Origin of the sequence: Amycolatopsis sp. cmx-8-4 (assembly GCF_046548675.1) — a bacterium.
In the GTDB taxonomy this organism is placed as follows: Bacteria; Actinomycetota; Actinomycetes; order Mycobacteriales; family Pseudonocardiaceae; genus Amycolatopsis.
The window spans coordinates 20,504-36,253 of sequence record NZ_JAEBDZ010000048.1 but is presented as its reverse complement, the minus strand read 5'-3'; the positions used below and the strand labels follow the sequence as shown (position 1 = coordinate 36,253).

Below are 15,750 nucleotides of genomic sequence, written 5' to 3'. Positions count from 1 at the left end.
GGGGGCACAATGGCGGCATGAGTGAACCCGAGGCCTGCGAAGTCGCCCACGGCGCCGCGGAACCGGACTCCGGCGTGCGGACCCTGGTGGCCGTCTTCGCCTCGCCGGTGTCGCGGTACCTGCTGAAGTTCGCGCGGGACCTCGGGTTCCACGTCGCGCTGGTCGACCCGGACGCGGCGCGCGCGACCGACGTCCCGGACGGGTTCGAGGCCGCGACGACGTTTCCGCCGCTCGACGGGTCCGCCGACGTCGTCGTCACCGACCACCACCGGCCGGAGCTCGGCGCGGTGCTCAAGGCGGCGCTCAAGGAGAAGCCGCGCTGGATCGGCGTGCTCGGCAACCCGCGCCACCCAGGCCCGCACCTGGCCGCGCTGCGAGCACTCGGCGTGCCGGACGCCGAGATCGCCCGGGTGCACCGCCCGGTCGGCCTGAACATCGGCTCGCGCACCCCGCCGGAGATCGCGATCGCCACGCTCGCCGGCCTGCTGGCCGACCGCAACGACCGCCCGGGCGGCTTCGACTTCTGAGGGCTCAGACCCGTCGTGAGTGGTTAGGGCGGTTAGAACCGCCCTAACCACTCACGACCGGCCGCGGCAGACCCGGCTAGTGGACCGCCATGCCTTCCGGCATCGGCTCGAAGCGGGCGTGGTGGCGGCTGAACGTCGCCGTGCCCGAGGTCATCGAGCGCAGGTCGATGAGGTAGCGCAGCAGCTCGGTCGCCGGGACCTCGGCCTTGATCATCGTCCGGCCGCCGTCGCCCGCTTCCGTGCCCAGCACCCGGCCCCGGCGGGAGGACAGGTCGCCGAGCACCGTGCCGAGGTGCTCGTCCGGCAGCCGGATCGCCACCTCCTCCAGGGGCTCGAGCATCGTGATGTGCCCGTTCGCCGCGGCCTCCCGCAGGGCCAGCGCGCCGGCCGTCTGGAACGCCGCGTCGGACGAGTCGACGCTGTGCGCCTTCCCGTCGACGAGCGTCACCTTGATGTCGACCACCGGGTGCCCGTCGCCGAGCCCGCGTTGCAGCTGGGCCCGCACGCCCTTCTCGACGCTCGGGATGAACTGGTGCGGCACCGAGCCGCCGACGACCTTGTCCACGAACTGGAACCCGCCGCCGCGCGGCAGGGGCTCGACCTCGATGTCGCAGACGGCGAACTGGCCGTGGCCGCCGGACTGCTTCACGTGCCGGCCGTGGCCCTTGGCGAGCTTGCCGAACGTCGAGCGCAGGCTGACCTTCACCGGCTCGGTGTCGACGTCCGCGCCGCCCGCGCGCAGCCGGGACAGCACGACGTCGGAGTGCGCCTCGCCCATGCACCACAGCACCAGCTGGGCGGTCTCGGCGTTGCGGTCCAGCCGCAGTGTCGGGTCGCCGGCGACGAGCCGGGACAGGTTGCGGGCGAGGGTGTCCTCGTCGCTGCGGGTCTTGGCGACGACGGCCACCGGCAGCAACGGCTCCGGCATCGTCCAGGGTTCCATCAGCAACGGCTCTTCGGGGGACGACACGGTGTCGCCGGTCTCCGCCGAACCGACCTTCGTCAGCGCGCAGAGGTCGCCCGCGACGCAGTAGGGCACCTCGCGCAGGTTCGCGCCGAGCGGGGAGTAGAGGTGCGCGACGCGCTCGTCGGCGTCGTGGTCCTCGTGCCCGCGCTCGGCGAGGCCGTGCCCGGACACGTGCACCGGCCGCTCGGGCCGCAGCGTCCCGGAGAACACCCGGACGAGGGAGACGCGGCCGACGTAGGAGTCGACGGCCGTCCGGACGACCTCCGCGGCGAGGGGGCCCGCGGGGTCGGCGGTCAGCCCGGCGTGCGGGTCGCCGTCGGGCGTGGTGACGTCGGGCGGGGCGTGTTCGAGCGGGGAGGGGAACGCCCGGACGATCCCGTCCAGCACCTCGGCCAGGCCGGTGCCGGTGGTCGAGCAGACCGGGATGACCGGGTGGAAGGTGCCGCGCGCGACGGCCGTCTCGAGGTCGGCGATCAGCGTCTCCTCGGCGATCTCCTCGCCGCCGAGGTAGCGCTCCATCAGGGTTTCGTCTTCGCTCTCGGCGATGATCCCCTCGATGAGCTCGTTGCGCGCCTCGGCCAGCCGTTCGAGGTCGGCCGGGTCGGGTTCGCCGAGTTTCGGCGGATGCCCGCCGGAGTAGTCGAAGTACCGCTGGGTGATGAGCCCGACGAGGCCGTCGGCCGCGGGCAGGTAGAGCGGCAGCACGCCGGCGCCGAAGGCGGCCTGGCAGGCGGCGATCTCGGCCATCGGGTCGGCCCGGTGGTGGTCGAGGCGGGAGACGACGACCGCGCGTGGCATGCCGACGGCGGCGCACTCTTCCCACACCGCGACGGTCGCCGCGTCGACCCCTTCGGCCGCGCAGACGACGAACAGCGCCGCGTCGGCCGCGCGCAGCCCGGCCCGCAGCTCGCCCACGAAGTCCGCGTACCCGGGGGTGTCGATCAGGTTGATCTTGTGGCCCTGGTGCAGCACCGGCGCCACCGAAAGGCCGACCGAACGCTGCTGGCGGACCGCCGCCGGGTCGTGGTCGCACACCGTCGTCCCGTCGACCACCGAGCCCGCGCGCGACACCGTGCCGGACGCGGCCAGCAGGGCCTCGGTGAGGGTCGTCTTCCCCGAGCCCGACGGGCCGACGAGCACCACGTTGCGGACCTTGGCGGGGTCGTTCACAGCGACGGCGGCCCCGGTGTCGGCGTTCTTGGCTTGTCTGTCGGCCATGACGACTCCTCGGCGAACGGCGGACGTACGAGATGTGTCCTCGATCACACACCCGCTACCCTCGTCTCGGCAAGGCACGGGTCCCGGGACCAGCCGAATGCCCGGGGGAGCGGGCAGGGGGAGTTTCGATGACGGTGAACAGGCGGGCTTTTCTGCGGATTTCGGGGGCGGTTCCGGTGGCCGGTCTGGCCGGTGGGCTGCCAGGAGACGAATGGGACCGACTCCGGCGGAAACTGGCCGGGCCGCTGTTCCGGCCGGGCGATCCGGGCTACCCGGAGGCGAAGCAGGGCTACTTCACGATGTACGACCACCGCGTCCCGGCGGCCGTCGTCGGCGCGGCACGGATCGAGGACGTCCAAGCCGTCGTAGGCTTCGCGGCCCGGTACGACCTGCCGATCGCGGCGCGCAGCGGCGGCCACAGCTATCCCGGCTATTCCACAGTGGACGGCGGGATCGTGGTCGACCTGAGCCGGTTGTCGGGCATCGAGGTCCGCCCCGGCGGCCGCGCGGTGATCGGCGCCGGGGCACGGCTGGGACCGATCGCCACGACGCTCGCCGCGGCCGGCCGGGTGCTGCCCGCGGGCAGCTGCGACACGGTCGGCATCGCCGGGCTCGCCCTCGGCGGCGGCGTCGGGGTGCTGGACCGCGAGTACGGGCTGACGTGCGATCACCTGGAGGCCGCGCGGATCGTCACGGCGGACGGCCGGGCGCGCACGGTCTCGGCGGCGGCGGAACCGGACCTGTTCTGGGCGCTGCGCGGCGGGGGCGGCGGCAACTTCGGGATCGTCACCGCGTTCACGTTCCGGACCGTGCCGATCGCCGACGTCGCCACTTTCCAGCTGTCCTTCCCGGTGGGCACGCAGGCCGCACTGTTCGCCGCCTGGCAGGAGTGGCAGCCGGCGATGCCGGACGAGCTGTGGTCCGGGATGGGCCTCGGCGACGACCACGCCAACCTCGGTGGCACGTTCCTCGGCCCCGAGACCCGGCTGAAGGAGCTGCTCGACGACCTGATCCGCCGGGTCGGCACGCCGCCGGCCGAGCAGTGGCGGCGGACCACGGACCACCTGTCCGCGATGCGCTCGTTCGACGACCGGGAGGCCCGCCCCGGCGCGGTCGCCGCCCGGGCGGCCTACGTCGGGACCTCGCGGATGCTCACGCGCCCGGCCGCCGATCCGGCCGCCGTCGTCGACGTGCTGATCCGGGACCCGGGCGTCGACACCATCATCGACGCCGGCGGCGGCGCCATCGCGCGTGTCGGCGTCCGGGACACGGCGTTCCCGCACCGGCACGCACTGGCCAGCCTGCAGTTCCTGCACAGCGCCGAACCCGGCGAGGGTGGCGAGGCCGGGGCCCGGCGGTCGCTGGCGGCCGTGCGGGACGGGCTGGGGCCGGAGTTCGGCACCACCGGGTACGTCAACTACCTCGATCCCGAGCTGCCGGACTGGCCGGTGGCGTACTACGGACCGAACCTGCCGCGGCTGCGCGCGGTCGCCCGGAAGTATGACCCGCGAGGAATTTTCGCTTTCCCGCAAGGACTTTCCGAGCCCCACTCGACTGTCCACAAGGGAGCGCTCTAACCTGGAGCCGTTCCGGCGGCAGGAGGCAGCGTGCTCGACCTGGCATTCTCCACAGAGGACCTGGCCCACACCCGGTTCGCGTTCTCGCCCGCCTGGGAGATCGTGGCGAGCGTCCGCGTCCTGAACCAGCCGGGGGAGCACGCCCTGCACCTGCCGTGGGTCAAGCGGGCCACCGCGGCACTCGGCGAGGCCGGGCTGGACATCTCGCTCCTGCGTGAGCTGGTGCCCGTCCGGCACCTCCCGGGCTTCCTGGCGGGCACGCCTTCGACGCCGGTGCCGGAGCTGGCCGACGAGCTCGCCGACCTCCGCGACGTGCCCGCCCGCTTCGTCCGGCGGGAGCTGGACGCGATGGCCGGGCCGCGGTCGCTCGCGCTGAACCGCTTCCACCGCGACCCGGAGGCGGGCCTCGACCGGCTCGCGACGCTGATGGAGCGGTACTGGGACCTCGTGCTGGCCCCGGAGTGGCCGCGGATCCGCGCCCTGCTCGAGGCGGACGTGCTGCACCGGTCGCGGCTGCTGGCCCGCGGCGGCGCGGCCGAGCTGTTCAACGACCTCACGCCGATGGTCCGCTGGCAGGGCGGCACGCTCACGGTGGCGCACCGGCACCTGCACGCCGCCGTCCCGCTCGACGGGCGCGGCCTGGTGCTGGTGCCCTCGGCGTTCGTCTGGCCGCGCGTGTTTTCGAAGACCGACCCACGCTGGCAGCCGGTGCTGCGGTACCCGCCGCGCGGGATCGCGACGCTGTGGGAGACCGGCACCGCCGTCGCGCCGGGCGCGCTGGCCGCCGTGGTGGGCCGCGGCCGGGCGATGCTGCTGGCCGAGCTGGCCGCACCGGCGTCCACTTCGGAGCTGGCCCGCCGCACCCGGCTGAGCGCCGGGGCGGTGTCGCAGCACCTCGGCGTCCTCAAGGCCGCGGGCCTGGTCAGCGGGCACCGTGCCGGACGTCACGTGCTCTACACCCGCACCCGGGCGGCCGAGGTCCTGGTCGCGGGCGCGGGCGAAGTGGACTGCTGAGATACCCGTGTACTGGCCTGCCTGAAGAGGCCACCGCCGACCTACGCTCGGACTGGCAACCACCCGATCTCGTGTCGAAAGGCCTCGTCGTGCCCGAGCAGCAGACCACCCCCCAGAACGGCTCCGTCCAGTCGGTCACCGGCACCGCCAAGGTGAAGCGCGGCATGGCCGAGATGCTCAAGGGCGGCGTGATCATGGACGTGGTCACCGCCGAGCAGGCGAAGATCGCCGAAGACGCCGGCGCGGTCGCGGTGATGGCGCTCGAGCGCGTGCCCGCCGACATCCGCGCCCAGGGCGGCGTCGCGCGGATGAGCGACCCGGACCTGATCGACGCCATCATCGAGACCGTCTCGATCCCGGTCATGGCGAAGGCCCGCATCGGCCACTTCGTCGAGGCGCAGGTGCTGCAGTCCCTCGGCGTCGACTACGTGGACGAGTCCGAGGTGCTGACCCCGGCCGACTACGCCAACCACATCGACAAGTGGGCGTTCACCGTCCCCTTCGTCTGCGGCGCGACCAACCTCGGCGAGGCCCTGCGCCGGATCACCGAGGGCGCGGCGATGATCCGCTCCAAGGGTGAGGCCGGCACCGGCGACGTCTCCAACGCCACCACGCACATGCGCAAGATCCGCGGCGAGATCCGCAAGCTGACGTCGCTGCCGGAGGATGAGCTGTTCGTCGCGGCGAAGGAGCTGCAGGCGCCGTACGAGCTGGTCAAGGAGGTCGCCGCGAACGGCAAGCTGCCGGTGGTGCTCTTCACCGCGGGCGGCATCGCCACCCCGGCCGACGCCGCGATGATGATGCAGCTCGGCGCCGAGGGCGTGTTCGTCGGCTCCGGCATCTTCAAGTCCGGCAACCCGGCCCAGCGCGCCGAGGCGATCGTCAAGGCCACGACGTTCCACGACGACCCGGACGTGCTGGCGAAGGTCTCGCGCGGGCTGGGCGAGGCCATGGTCGGCATCAACGTGGAAGAGATCCCGGAGCCCCACCGCCTCGCCGACCGCGGCTGGTGACCTTCTAGACGTATTCGGAGATCTCGACGCCGTAAGTGCCCGGCTCGAGGGCTTCGAAGAGGTGCGGGACGTCGCCGGGGTAGGAGATGTAGTCGCCGGGGAGCAGTTCCTCCGGCTCCTCCTGCGGGCCCACCCTGGCGCGTCCCGCGCACAGCACGATGTGCTCCATCACGCCGGTCATGTGCGGGTCGGACCGCCGCGGCGTGCCCGGCTCGGCGCGGATCAGGTAGACGTCCCGCCGGGCCGACGGAGGGCACGCCGACAGCAGCGTGCACGCGTAGTCGGCGTGTTCGGCGAACACCGTGGGCCCGTTGCCGGCCCGGATCACCCGGACCTTCGGCCGTTCCGGCTCCACCAGCCGCGAGAACGGCACGTCGAGCGCGACGCCGAGCGCCCACAGCGTCTCGACGCTCGGGTTGCCGGTGCCGGACTCCAGCTGCGAGAGCGTCGACTTGGCCAGGCCGGCGCGACGCGCCACCTCGGTCAGGGACAGGCCCGCTCGGGTCCGTTCGCGGCGCAGCGACGCCGCGATGATCTCCAGCGGCGCGCCGGTGGTTTCCTGCGACATGCCGTTCGCTCCATCGGTCTGTCTGTTCGCCTTGACGAACACGGGTGCGGTTGTTCACTATAGAACACATGCGTTCGATATGGCGAACACTCGATCGGGCCCTCGCCCGGGACATCGGCCTGGTCTGCCTGGCCGATTGCCTCGTGGGGGTGTCCTACGGCGCGATCGCGGTGGGTTCCGGCTTCCCGTTCTGGGCGCCGATGGTGATGTCCCTGCTGGTCTTCGCCGGGGCGTCCCAGTTCATGTTCGTCGGCATCGTGGCCGCAGGCGGCAACCCGTTCGCCGCGGTGCTGGCCGGGCTGCTCGTCAACGCGCGGCACCTGCCGTTCGGGTTCGCGATCGGCGACGTCCTCGGCAAGCGGTGGGGCGCGCGGCTGGCCGGCAGCCACCTGATGATCGACGAGTCGGTGGCGTTCGCGCTGGCCCAGGCGGAGACGCAGCGGCGTCGCGCGGCCTACTGGGCCTGCGGCATCGGCCTGTTCGCCTGCTGGAACCTCGGCGTGGTCGTCGGTGCCTTCGCCGGCACGGCGATCAGCGACACCGACGCGTTCGGGCTGGACGCCGCGTTCCCCGCCGTGCTGCTGGCGCTGGTCCTGCCGTCCCTGCGCGACCGCGCGGCCCGGCTGCCGGTACTGCTCGGCGTGCTCGCCGCCCTGGTCGCGACGCCGTTCCTGCCCGCCGGCCTGCCGGTGCTGCTCGCCCTGGTCGGCGTGCTCGCCGGAGTCGCGGCGCGCGAGCCCGAACCCGAGGCCGAACCGCAGGAGGTCCGCTGATGGACGGCACCGAACTGCTCATCGGCACGATCGTGCTGGCCGTGGGCACCTTCGCCTTCCGGCTCGCCGGCCCGCTGCTGCGCGAGCGGGTGAAACTGTCGCCGCGCGCCGAACGGCTGATGGTGCTCGGCGCGGTCGTGCTGCTCGCGGCGCTGGTCGCGGTGAGCGCCCTGACCGAGGGCCACTCGTTCGCGGGCTTCGCCCGCCCTGCGGGGGTGCTGGTCGGGGGAGTGCTGGCCTGGCGCAAGGCCCCGTTCGTACTGGTCGTCATCGCGGCCGCCGCGACGGCCGCGCTGCTGCGCCTCGCCGGCGTCCCCTGATCCGCGGGCCTCGCGGCGCTGTTGTCGGGTCGCCAGCGCCCCAATGTGGCGTTGGGTGCGTCAGACGCACCCAATGTGGCGTTCGGTGCGTTGAGCGCACCCAACGCCACATTGGGGCGTTCCGGGTCGGCGTGCGGGCTGACCTGCCGCTCCGCCGCCGCGGGTCTGCGTCTAGGCTGGTGGGAAGGGTCTTTCGGGAGGTTGGGTGTCGTCGAAGCCGGTCGTCGGTGTGCTCGCCCTGCAGGGCGCCGTGCGCGAGCACGTCGCGATGCTGGAAGAAGCGGGCGCGCGGGCGGTGCCGGTGCGCCGGGCCGCTGAATTGTCCGAAGTGGACGGTTTGGTGCTGCCCGGCGGCGAGTCGACCACGATGTCACGGCTGCTCGAGACGTTCGAGCTGCTGGAACCGCTGCGCGCGCGGATCGCCGGCGGGCTGCCCGCCTTCGGGTCGTGCGCCGGGATGATCCTGCTCGCGCGGCAGACCCTCGACGGGCGGCCGGACCAGCAGCAGCTCGGCGGGCTCGACGTGGTCGTCCGGCGCAACGCCTTCGGCAGGCAGGTCGACTCCTTCGAAGCCGACCTGGACTTCGCCGGGGTCGACGGCGGCGGCGTGCACGCGGTGTTCATCCGGGCCCCGTGGGTCGAGAAGGCCGGTGACGGCGTCGAGGTGCTGGCCACGGTCAGCGGCGTGCCCGGCCTGGGAGACGAGGCCGCTAGGATCGTCGCGGTCCGGCAAGGGGCGGTGCTGGCGACCGCGTTCCACCCGGAACTGACGCCCGACGTGCGGGTGCACCGGTTGTTCGTCGACCTCGTGCGACAGGCTGCTTGAGACGCGGTGCCCGGCCGGGGTACGGAACAGATGGAGGAGAGATGAGCGGCCACTCCAAGTGGGCCACCACGAAACACAAGAAGGCCAACCTGGACGCGAAGCGCGGCAAGCTCTTCGCTCGGTTGATCAAGAACATCGAGGTGGCCGCGCGGACCGGCACCGGTGGTGGCGACCCGGACGGCAACCCCACGCTCTACGACGCCATCCAGAAGGCGAAGAAGAACTCGGTTCCGCAGGACAACATCGAGCGCGCCCGCAAGCGCGGTGGTGGTGAAGAGGCCGGCGGCGCCGACTGGCAGAACATCACGTACGAGGGTTACGGCCCCAACGGCGTGGCGGTGCTGATCGAGTGCCTCACCGACAACAAGAACCGCGCCGCGATGGAGGTCCGCACCGCGCTCACGCGCAACGGCGGCTCCCTCGCCGACCCGGGCTCGGTCGCGTACATGTTCACCCGCAAGGGTGTCGTGATCATGCCGAAGGCCGACGCCACGGAGGACGACGTCCTCATGGCGGTCCTCGACGCGGGCGCCGAGGAGGTCAACGACCTCGACGAGACCTTCGAGATCGTCTCCGAGGGCGGCGACCTGGTCCCGGTGCGCAAGTCGCTGCAGGAGGCCGGGTTCGAGTACGAGTCGGCGGAGCTGACGTTCCTCCCGTCGGTCAGCGTCCCGTTGGACGTCGAAGGCGCGAAGAAGGTCTTCCGGCTGATCGACGCGCTCGAGGACTGCGACGACGTCCAGAACGTCTACGCGAACTTCGATGTTTCGGACGAGGTGCTGGCCGAGGTCGACTGACGACCGGGGCGAGCCGGGGGAACGTCTACGCACTGCGTGGCATTCCATGTTTCGGACGAGGTGCTGGCCGAGGTCGACTGACCGACGACAGCGAAAGGAAATGCGCTGCGGGTGATGCTCGCGGCGCATTTCTTTTCCCTTGCCCCGCAACGCATCCCGGCCCGATCCGGCGACATTCGGGGCCCGGGTACTGGGCTGCGGCGGGCTCGTCGGGCACAATGTGGGCCGTGACCTCGACGACGCCCGCCGCTTCCGCCGAAATCGCCGCCGACCTGACGGCGGACGAACAGCGCCTGGTCGAATGGATCGAGACGCAGGCCAAGGAACGCGGCAACGCCGTCGTCACGGTCGCCGGGGACGACGAGGGCGCCGGCTACTGCTTCACCGCCTGCGCGTGGGCGCTGCACAACGTGCCCGAGGCCGTCGTCGTCGGGCTGCCCGACCAGATGGGCCAGGTCCTGCTCGACGCGTACGTCGACCGGGCCGCCAACGGCGAGATCTTCGAGGTCGGCCAGCGCTACGACAACTTCTTCGACGGCGTCCCGGTGGTCCTCGAGCGGGTCGCGAAGGGTCACTACCCCGAGTACTTCGGCACCGCGTTCCTCATCTACCCGGACGGCGACTTCCCGGCCCTGCAGCTGATCGTCGCCACGCCGGAGGGGAAGTTCCCGTGGCACCCCGACGCGCCCGAGGGCTTCGCGAAGTGGCAGCTCGTGCTCACCGAGAGCGGTGACCCGGAGAGCTGGACCCCGGGCGTCGACGGCCCCTGAGTCAGAACTTCCGCAGGTCGGCGGCCGCGGCCGGGTACTCCACCGCGAGATCGGCCGCAGCGGCGAACTCCACGCAGTCGTCCGTGTAGGGCGGCACCACGACCGTGCCCAGCAGGCTCCACGCGCCGCGGGTGACCGTCGCCTGCCACGTCCCCGCGGGCACCACGACCTGCGGGCGTTCCCCGGCCGCGACGTCGGTGCCGAGCACCGGCCGCTCGACCGAACCGTCCGGGTGCAGCAGCAGCATCGCCGCCGGCGCGCCCGCGTGGTGCGCGTACACCTCCACCCGGTCCAGCCGGTGCGGCGCCGAGAACTCCGGCGCGACGAGCAGGTAGTAGATCGCCGAGCCGGTGGCGGAGCGCCAGCTCTGCGCCCACCGCCCGCCTTCGACGGGCAGCGGCCGCAGGCCCAGGTGGGTGACGAAATCCGACGGCTCCGGCATGTCAGCCATCCTGCCGCAGCCGTGCCCAGTAGCCTCAGTCTCGAACTGATGTTCGCGGCGGGAGGGAAACGGCGTGCGGGTGCTCGGGGTCGACCCCGGATTGACCAGGTGCGGGCTGGGCGTGGTCGACGGCGGCGAGGGCCGGGCCGTCCGGTGCGTGGCCGTGGACGTCGTCCGGACGCCGCCCGACGCGGATCTGGCGCACCGCCTGCTCGGCATCTCCGACGAGGTCGAGCGCTGGCTGGACAAGTACAAGCCGGCCGCGGTCGCCGTCGAGCGGGTCTTCGCGCAGCACAACGTCCGGACCGCGATGGGCACCGCCCAGGCCGGCGGCGTCGTCGCGCTGGCCGCCGCGCGCCGGGGCCTGCCGGTCGTGTTCCACACCCCCAGCGAGGTCAAGGCGGCCGTCAGCGGCTCGGGCCGGGCGGACAAGGCCCAGGTCACCGCCATGGTCATGCGGCTGCTGAACCTCGAGGTCGCGCCGCACCCCGCCGACGCCGCGGACGCGCTCGCGCTCGCCATCTGCCACCTCTGGCGGGAGCCGATGCGGGCCCGGCTCGCCGAGGCCGAAGCCCGCGCGGCCGAGATGGCCCGCACGCACAAAGCGCGGCTGGCCGCGGCCGCGAAACAAGCCACCGTCAAGAAGCCGGCGGTGAAGACCGCCGTGAAGAAGCCTGGAGCAGCACGATGATCTCGTCGGTACGCGGAGAAGTCCTGTCGGTCGCCCTGGACCACGTCGTGGTCGAGGTCGGCGGGGTCGGCTTCGCCGTGCAGGCCACCCCGGCGACCCTGGCCACCCTGCGCCGCGGCGAGGAAACCCGGCTGCACACCGCCCTGGTCGTGCGCGAGGACTCGCTGACGTTGTTCGGGTTCGCCGACGTCGACGCGCGGGAGCTGTTCGGGCTGCTGCAGACGGTGTCCGGGATCGGGCCGCGGCTCGCGCTGGCCACCCTCGCCGTCCTCGACCCCGGCAAGCTGCGGGGCGCGCTGGTCGAAGGCAATATCACCGTGCTCACCTCGGTGCCCGGCATCGGCCGCAAGGGCGCCGAGCGGCTCACCCTGGAGCTGCGCGACAAGGTCACCGCGCTCGGCTCCGGCGACGCCCCGGCCGTGACGGCACCCGGCGCGTTGCGCGCGGAGGTCGTCGAGGCGCTGGCCGGGCTCGGGTTCCCGGCGAAGCAGGCCGAGCTGGCCGTGGACAAGGTGCTCGCCGACGGCGAGCACCACACGACGGCCAGCGTGCTGCGCGCTTCGCTGACCACCCTCGGCCGGAAGCGGTAGGACGCCTTGATGGACCATGACGCCGTGACCGAGGAAGAGGACGACGCCCTCTCGGCGTGGGCCCAGACCGGCGAGGAGAACGTCGAGGGCACGCTGCGGCCCCAGCGGCTCGACGAGTTCGTCGGCCAGCCGCGCGTGCGCGAGCAGCTGGAGCTGGTGCTGGAGAGCGCGCGGCGCCGCGGGGTGCCGCCCGACCACGTCCTGCTGTCCGGCCCGCCCGGGCTGGGCAAGACGTCGATGGCGATGATCGTCGCGGCCGAGCTGGGCGCGGCGCTCAGGATCACTTCCGGGCCGGCCCTGGAACGGGCCGGCGACCTCGCCGCGATGCTGTCCAACCTCGCGCCCGGCGACGTCCTGTTCATCGACGAGATCCACCGGATCGCCCGCCCCGCCGAGGAGATGCTCTACCTGGCGATGGAGGACTTCCGGGTCGACGTCGTGGTCGGCAAGGGCCCGGGCGCCACGAGCATCCCGCTGGAGATCGCACCGTTCACGCTGGTCGGGGCGACCACCCGGTCCGGCTCGCTGACCGGCCCGCTGCGCGACCGGTTCGGCTTCACCGGCCAGATGGAGTTCTACAGCGACACCGAGCTGGAGCTGATCGTCCGGCGGGCCGCGACGATCCTCGACATCCCGATCGACCGCGACGGCTGCCAGGAGATCGCCGGCCGCTCGCGGGGCACACCCCGGATCGCCAACCGGCTGCTCCGGCGCGTCCGCGACTACGCCGAAGTCCGTGCCGACGGCAAGGTGACGGTCGGGATCGCGCGGGCCGCGCTGGCCGTCTACGACGTCGACGAGCTGGGTCTCGACCGGCTCGACCGGGCGGTGCTCACGGCGCTGACCAAGTCGTTCGGCGGCGGGCCGGTCGGCATCTCGACCCTGGCGGTCGCCGTGGGGGAGGAGGCGACCACCGTGGAAGAGGTGTGTGAGCCCTACCTCGTGCGCGCCGGTATGCTCGCCCGCACCCCGCGTGGCCGGGTCGCCACCGCGACCGCGTGGGAACACCTCGGTCTGGTGCCCCCCGCCGACCACCCGGGGCGCCCCGACCAGGGCGGATCGGCGCCGTTCCAGCAGGACTGAGCGGCCCGTACCGGCGGGTGGGTGCTGGCGTCCGCGCCGGTACCTGGCACACTCGACAGGAGCACACCACCCAAAAACCGGACATTTCGGCTGGGCCCGGAGTCCGTCGAACGGAGAATCATGCAAAACCTTTTGCTGCCACTGCTGCTCGTGCTCGTCCTCGCCGTGCCGCTGGTGATGAGCTCGCGCAAGCAGAAGAAGCAGCAGGCGGCGCAGCAGGACCTGCAGAGCAGCCTGGCGCCCGGTGACCGCGTGATGACCACTTCCGGTCTTTACGGCACCGTCGCCGACACCTCGGGCGACAACACGATCGACATCGAGATCGCCCCCGGCGTCGTCACCACCTGGCTGCGCCTCGCGGTCCGCGAGAAGGTCGAGCCGGTCGTCGAGACCGACGAGACCCCGGCCGACGAACTGTCGTCGGACGCGCCGGCCGAAGAGTCGATCATCGAGTCGGGCTCCGGCATCAAGGACGACGAGCCGGCCACGACCGCGCAGGTCGCGCCCCCGCTGGAGCACGGCAAGAAGTAAGGCCCCGCGGCATCCCCGGGCAGGGCGCGAAACCCCCGACGAAAGTCGGTGTGGCCGCAACGCCGGGCTCACGCAGCACCGAGTAGTGTCTCGGTGCTGCGTGCGTGTCCGCCGTCATACCCGTGCCCGGGAGTGAATCGCACACAGTCCCGGCCCGGAAACCCTCCGGGCGGGCACCGCAACGTCGGGGTTCCCACCCAGTCCGAGGAGACCGAAGCACCGTGGCAGCATCGGCCGGGCATCTCCGCCCGGGACGCTATCTCGCCCTGTTCGCCTTGATCGTGATCGTGCTGTACGCGCTGGTGTTCCTCACCGGCAACCACAAGCCGACCCCGAAGCTGGGCATCGACCTGCAGGGCGGCACCCGGGTCACGCTCACCGCCCGCACCCCGGACGGTGGCCAGCCGACCCGGGAGTCCCTGAACCAGGCGCGCCAGATCATCGAGCGCCGCGTCAACGGGATCGGCGTCGGTGGCACCGAGGTCCTCCTCGACGGCAACAACGTCGTGATCACGGTCCCCGGCGAGCAGGGTGACCAGGCGAAGAACCTGGGCAAGACGGCCAAGCTGGGCTTCCGGAAGGTCGTCGCCAACGCGACGCAGCCGGTCGTGCCCCCGCAGACCACGCCGCCGACCGGCGCCCCGACCGGGACGCAGGCCCCGACGTCGGGCGCCCCGAGCAAGCCCCCGGCGTCCTCCGGCGCGCCGACGGCCGCTTCGAGCGTCCCGCCGTCCAGCCCGGCCGCCGGTGGTGGCGGTGCCCCCGCCGCCGCGCCCGCGCAGGCGCCGAGCACCACGCCGGCCCCGCCGAGCAGCAGCACCCCGCCGCCCGCGACGAGCCAGGCCCCGGCCCCGGTGGACGGTTCGGTCGACGCCGACACCGCGAAGCAGATCCAGGCCGCGAAGGCCGTCCGGCAGAACCCGCAGATGATCGGCGCCGACGGCAACCCGAACCAGGAGCTCGTCGCCCAGGCGATGGCGGCGATCACCTGCGCGCCGAACGCCAAGGACCCCCTCGAGGGCAACGACGACCCCAAGCTGCCGCTGGTCGCCTGCGGTGACCACGACACGTACAAGTACCTGCTGGAGCCGGAGTTCCTGCCGGGCACCGAGATCGCCGACTCGAGCTCGGGCTACGACCAGCAGCGCGGCCAGTGGGTGGTGAACCTCAGCTTCAAGAGCGAGGGCACCAAGATCTGGGCGGACTTCACCTCGAAGAACACCAACCAGCAGGCCGCGTTCGTGCTCGACACGCAGGTCGTGTCCGCGCCGAACATCCAGGTCGCGATCCTGGACGGCAACACCCAGATCACCGGCAAGTTCACGCAGACCGAGGCGAAGGACCTCTCGGACATCCTGAAGTACGGCTCGCTGCCGCTGTCGTTCGCTTCCTCGGACGCGACCACGGTGTCGGCCACGCTGGGCCTCGCGTCGCTGCAGGCCGGCCTGATCGCCGGCGGCATCGGCCTGCTGGTGGTCTTCGTCTACTGCCTTTTCTATTACCGGCTGCTCGGTGTGCTCACCATCCTGTCGCTGGGGCTGTCGTTCTCGCTGGTGTTCGCGGTGCTGGTGCTGCTCGGGCGCTGGATCGGCTACACGCTGGACCTGGCGGGCATCGCCGGCCTGATCATCGCCATCGGCATCACGGCGGACTCGTTCGTCATCTACTTCGAACGAATAAAGGACGAGATCCGGGAGGGCCGGACGTTCCGGTCCGCGGTGCCGCGCGGCTGGACCCGCGCCCAGCGCACCATCCTGGCCTCGGACGCGGTGAGCTTCCTGGCCGCGGCGATCCTGTACATCATCGCGGTCGGCGACGTCCAGGGCTTCGCGTTCACCCTGGGCATGTCCACGGTGCTCGACCTGGTGATCGTCTACCTGGTGACGCACCCGCTGGTCGCGATCGCGTCCACGTCGAAGTCGAAGTTCCTGTCCAATCCCAAGTACCTGGGCCTGGGTGCCGTGCAGCAAGTGGGTTCGCAGCGCAAGTCGACCTCGGTCGGCCGCGCGAACGTGAAGGAGGCCTGACGTGGGCGTCGAAGAA

Annotated in this window: 17 protein-coding genes; 14 read left to right on the top strand and 3 right to left on the bottom strand. The window is 72.3% G+C overall.

Features of this window, described 5'->3' with window-relative positions:
• Nucleotides 1-17 precede the first annotated feature (17 nt).
• Nucleotides 18-527, top strand: coding sequence for an XdhC family protein (locus ACLJQZ_RS46125; protein WP_410627835.1), 510 nt, complete (start codon nt 18-20; stop codon nt 525-527).
• 76 nt (nt 528-603) lie between these two features.
• Here the strand turns inward: ACLJQZ_RS46125 and ACLJQZ_RS46120 are convergent, their stop codons facing one another.
• Entirely contained in the window at nt 604-2,712 is a 2,109-nt protein-coding gene (locus ACLJQZ_RS46120; protein WP_326950045.1) for an elongation factor G-like protein EF-G2, read from the bottom strand.
• A gap of 128 nt (nt 2,713-2,840) precedes the next feature.
• Here ACLJQZ_RS46120 and ACLJQZ_RS46115 point away from each other — a divergent pair, with 128 nt between their 5' ends.
• From ACLJQZ_RS46115 to pdxS, 3 genes are all read left to right on the top strand, one after another.
• Nucleotides 2,841-4,289 (top strand): FAD-binding oxidoreductase, encoded by a 1,449-nt coding sequence (locus tag ACLJQZ_RS46115; RefSeq protein WP_410627833.1) that lies wholly within the window; start codon nt 2,841-2,843, stop codon nt 4,287-4,289.
• 30 nt (nt 4,290-4,319) lie between these two features.
• A complete protein-coding gene (locus ACLJQZ_RS46110) occupies nt 4,320-5,303 on the top strand; it encodes a DUF5937 family protein (protein WP_410627832.1) in 984 nt (327 codons plus the stop codon).
• A gap of 89 nt (nt 5,304-5,392) precedes the next feature.
• Nucleotides 5,393-6,316, top strand: coding sequence for a pyridoxal 5'-phosphate synthase lyase subunit PdxS (gene pdxS, locus ACLJQZ_RS46105; protein WP_328648072.1), 924 nt, complete (start codon nt 5,393-5,395; stop codon nt 6,314-6,316).
• Between the two features lie 4 nt (nt 6,317-6,320).
• On the opposite strand, the gene ACLJQZ_RS46100 is transcribed toward pdxS, so the two are convergent.
• Nucleotides 6,321-6,884 (bottom strand): helix-turn-helix domain-containing protein, encoded by a 564-nt coding sequence (locus ACLJQZ_RS46100; RefSeq protein ID WP_410627830.1) that lies wholly within the window; start codon nt 6,882-6,884, stop codon nt 6,321-6,323.
• A 68-nt stretch (nt 6,885-6,952) separates the two neighbouring features.
• Between ACLJQZ_RS46100 and ACLJQZ_RS46095 the strand changes: the two genes are divergently transcribed.
• The 5 genes from ACLJQZ_RS46095 (at nt 6,953) to ACLJQZ_RS46075 (ending at nt 10,370) form a co-directional block, all read left to right on the top strand.
• Complete coding sequence (locus ACLJQZ_RS46095) at nt 6,953-7,657, top strand: AzlC family ABC transporter permease (protein ID WP_410627828.1); 705 nt, start codon at nt 6,953-6,955, stop codon at nt 7,655-7,657.
• Nucleotides 7,657-7,977, top strand: coding sequence for an AzlD domain-containing protein (locus tag ACLJQZ_RS46090; RefSeq protein ID WP_410627826.1), 321 nt, complete (start codon nt 7,657-7,659; stop codon nt 7,975-7,977). Before ACLJQZ_RS46095 ends, ACLJQZ_RS46090 begins: the two co-directional genes overlap by 1 nt.
• A 205-nt stretch (nt 7,978-8,182) precedes the next feature.
• Nucleotides 8,183-8,803 carry a pyridoxal 5'-phosphate synthase glutaminase subunit PdxT gene (pdxT, locus tag ACLJQZ_RS46085; protein WP_410627824.1) on the top strand — a complete coding sequence of 207 codons (621 nt, stop codon included), beginning with the start codon at nt 8,183-8,185 and terminating at the stop codon, nt 8,801-8,803.
• Between the two features lie 41 nt (nt 8,804-8,844).
• Nucleotides 8,845-9,600, top strand: a complete 756-nt coding sequence (locus ACLJQZ_RS46080; RefSeq protein ID WP_247052267.1) for a YebC/PmpR family DNA-binding transcriptional regulator — start codon at nt 8,845-8,847, stop codon at nt 9,598-9,600.
• Between the two features lie 218 nt (nt 9,601-9,818).
• Nucleotides 9,819-10,370 carry a DUF4262 domain-containing protein gene (locus ACLJQZ_RS46075; RefSeq protein WP_247052266.1) on the top strand — a complete coding sequence of 184 codons (552 nt, stop codon included), beginning with the start codon at nt 9,819-9,821 and terminating at the stop codon, nt 10,368-10,370.
• 1 nt (nt 10,371) lies between these two features.
• On the opposite strand, the gene ACLJQZ_RS46070 is transcribed toward ACLJQZ_RS46075, so the two are convergent.
• A complete protein-coding gene (locus ACLJQZ_RS46070; protein ID WP_410627822.1) occupies nt 10,372-10,812 on the bottom strand; it encodes a cupin domain-containing protein in 441 nt (146 codons plus the stop codon).
• Between the two features lie 73 nt (nt 10,813-10,885).
• Here ACLJQZ_RS46070 and ruvC point away from each other — a divergent pair, with 73 nt between their 5' ends.
• From ruvC to secD, 5 genes are all read left to right on the top strand, one after another.
• A complete protein-coding gene (gene ruvC, locus ACLJQZ_RS46065) occupies nt 10,886-11,503 on the top strand; it encodes a crossover junction endodeoxyribonuclease RuvC (protein ID WP_410627820.1) in 618 nt (205 codons plus the stop codon).
• The gene (gene ruvA, locus ACLJQZ_RS46060; protein ID WP_410627818.1) at nt 11,500-12,093 is read left to right on the top strand and encodes a Holliday junction branch migration protein RuvA; all 594 of its coding nucleotides are present in this window, start codon (nt 11,500-11,502) and stop codon (nt 12,091-12,093) included. The genes ruvC and ruvA overlap by 4 nt, the downstream gene beginning before the upstream one ends.
• Nucleotides 12,094-12,102: 9 nt before the next feature.
• Entirely contained in the window at nt 12,103-13,176 is a 1,074-nt protein-coding gene (gene ruvB, locus ACLJQZ_RS46055; RefSeq protein ID WP_410627816.1) for a Holliday junction branch migration DNA helicase RuvB, read from the top strand.
• 120 nt (nt 13,177-13,296) lie between these two features.
• Nucleotides 13,297-13,707, top strand: a complete 411-nt coding sequence (yajC, locus tag ACLJQZ_RS46050; RefSeq protein WP_247052261.1) for a preprotein translocase subunit YajC — start codon at nt 13,297-13,299, stop codon at nt 13,705-13,707.
• A gap of 221 nt (nt 13,708-13,928) precedes the next feature.
• On the top strand, nt 13,929-15,734 hold the full coding sequence (gene secD / locus ACLJQZ_RS46045) for a protein translocase subunit SecD (protein ID WP_410627814.1): 1,806 nt from the start codon (nt 13,929-13,931) through the stop codon (nt 15,732-15,734).
• The last annotated feature ends 16 nt before the right edge of the window (nt 15,735-15,750 follow it).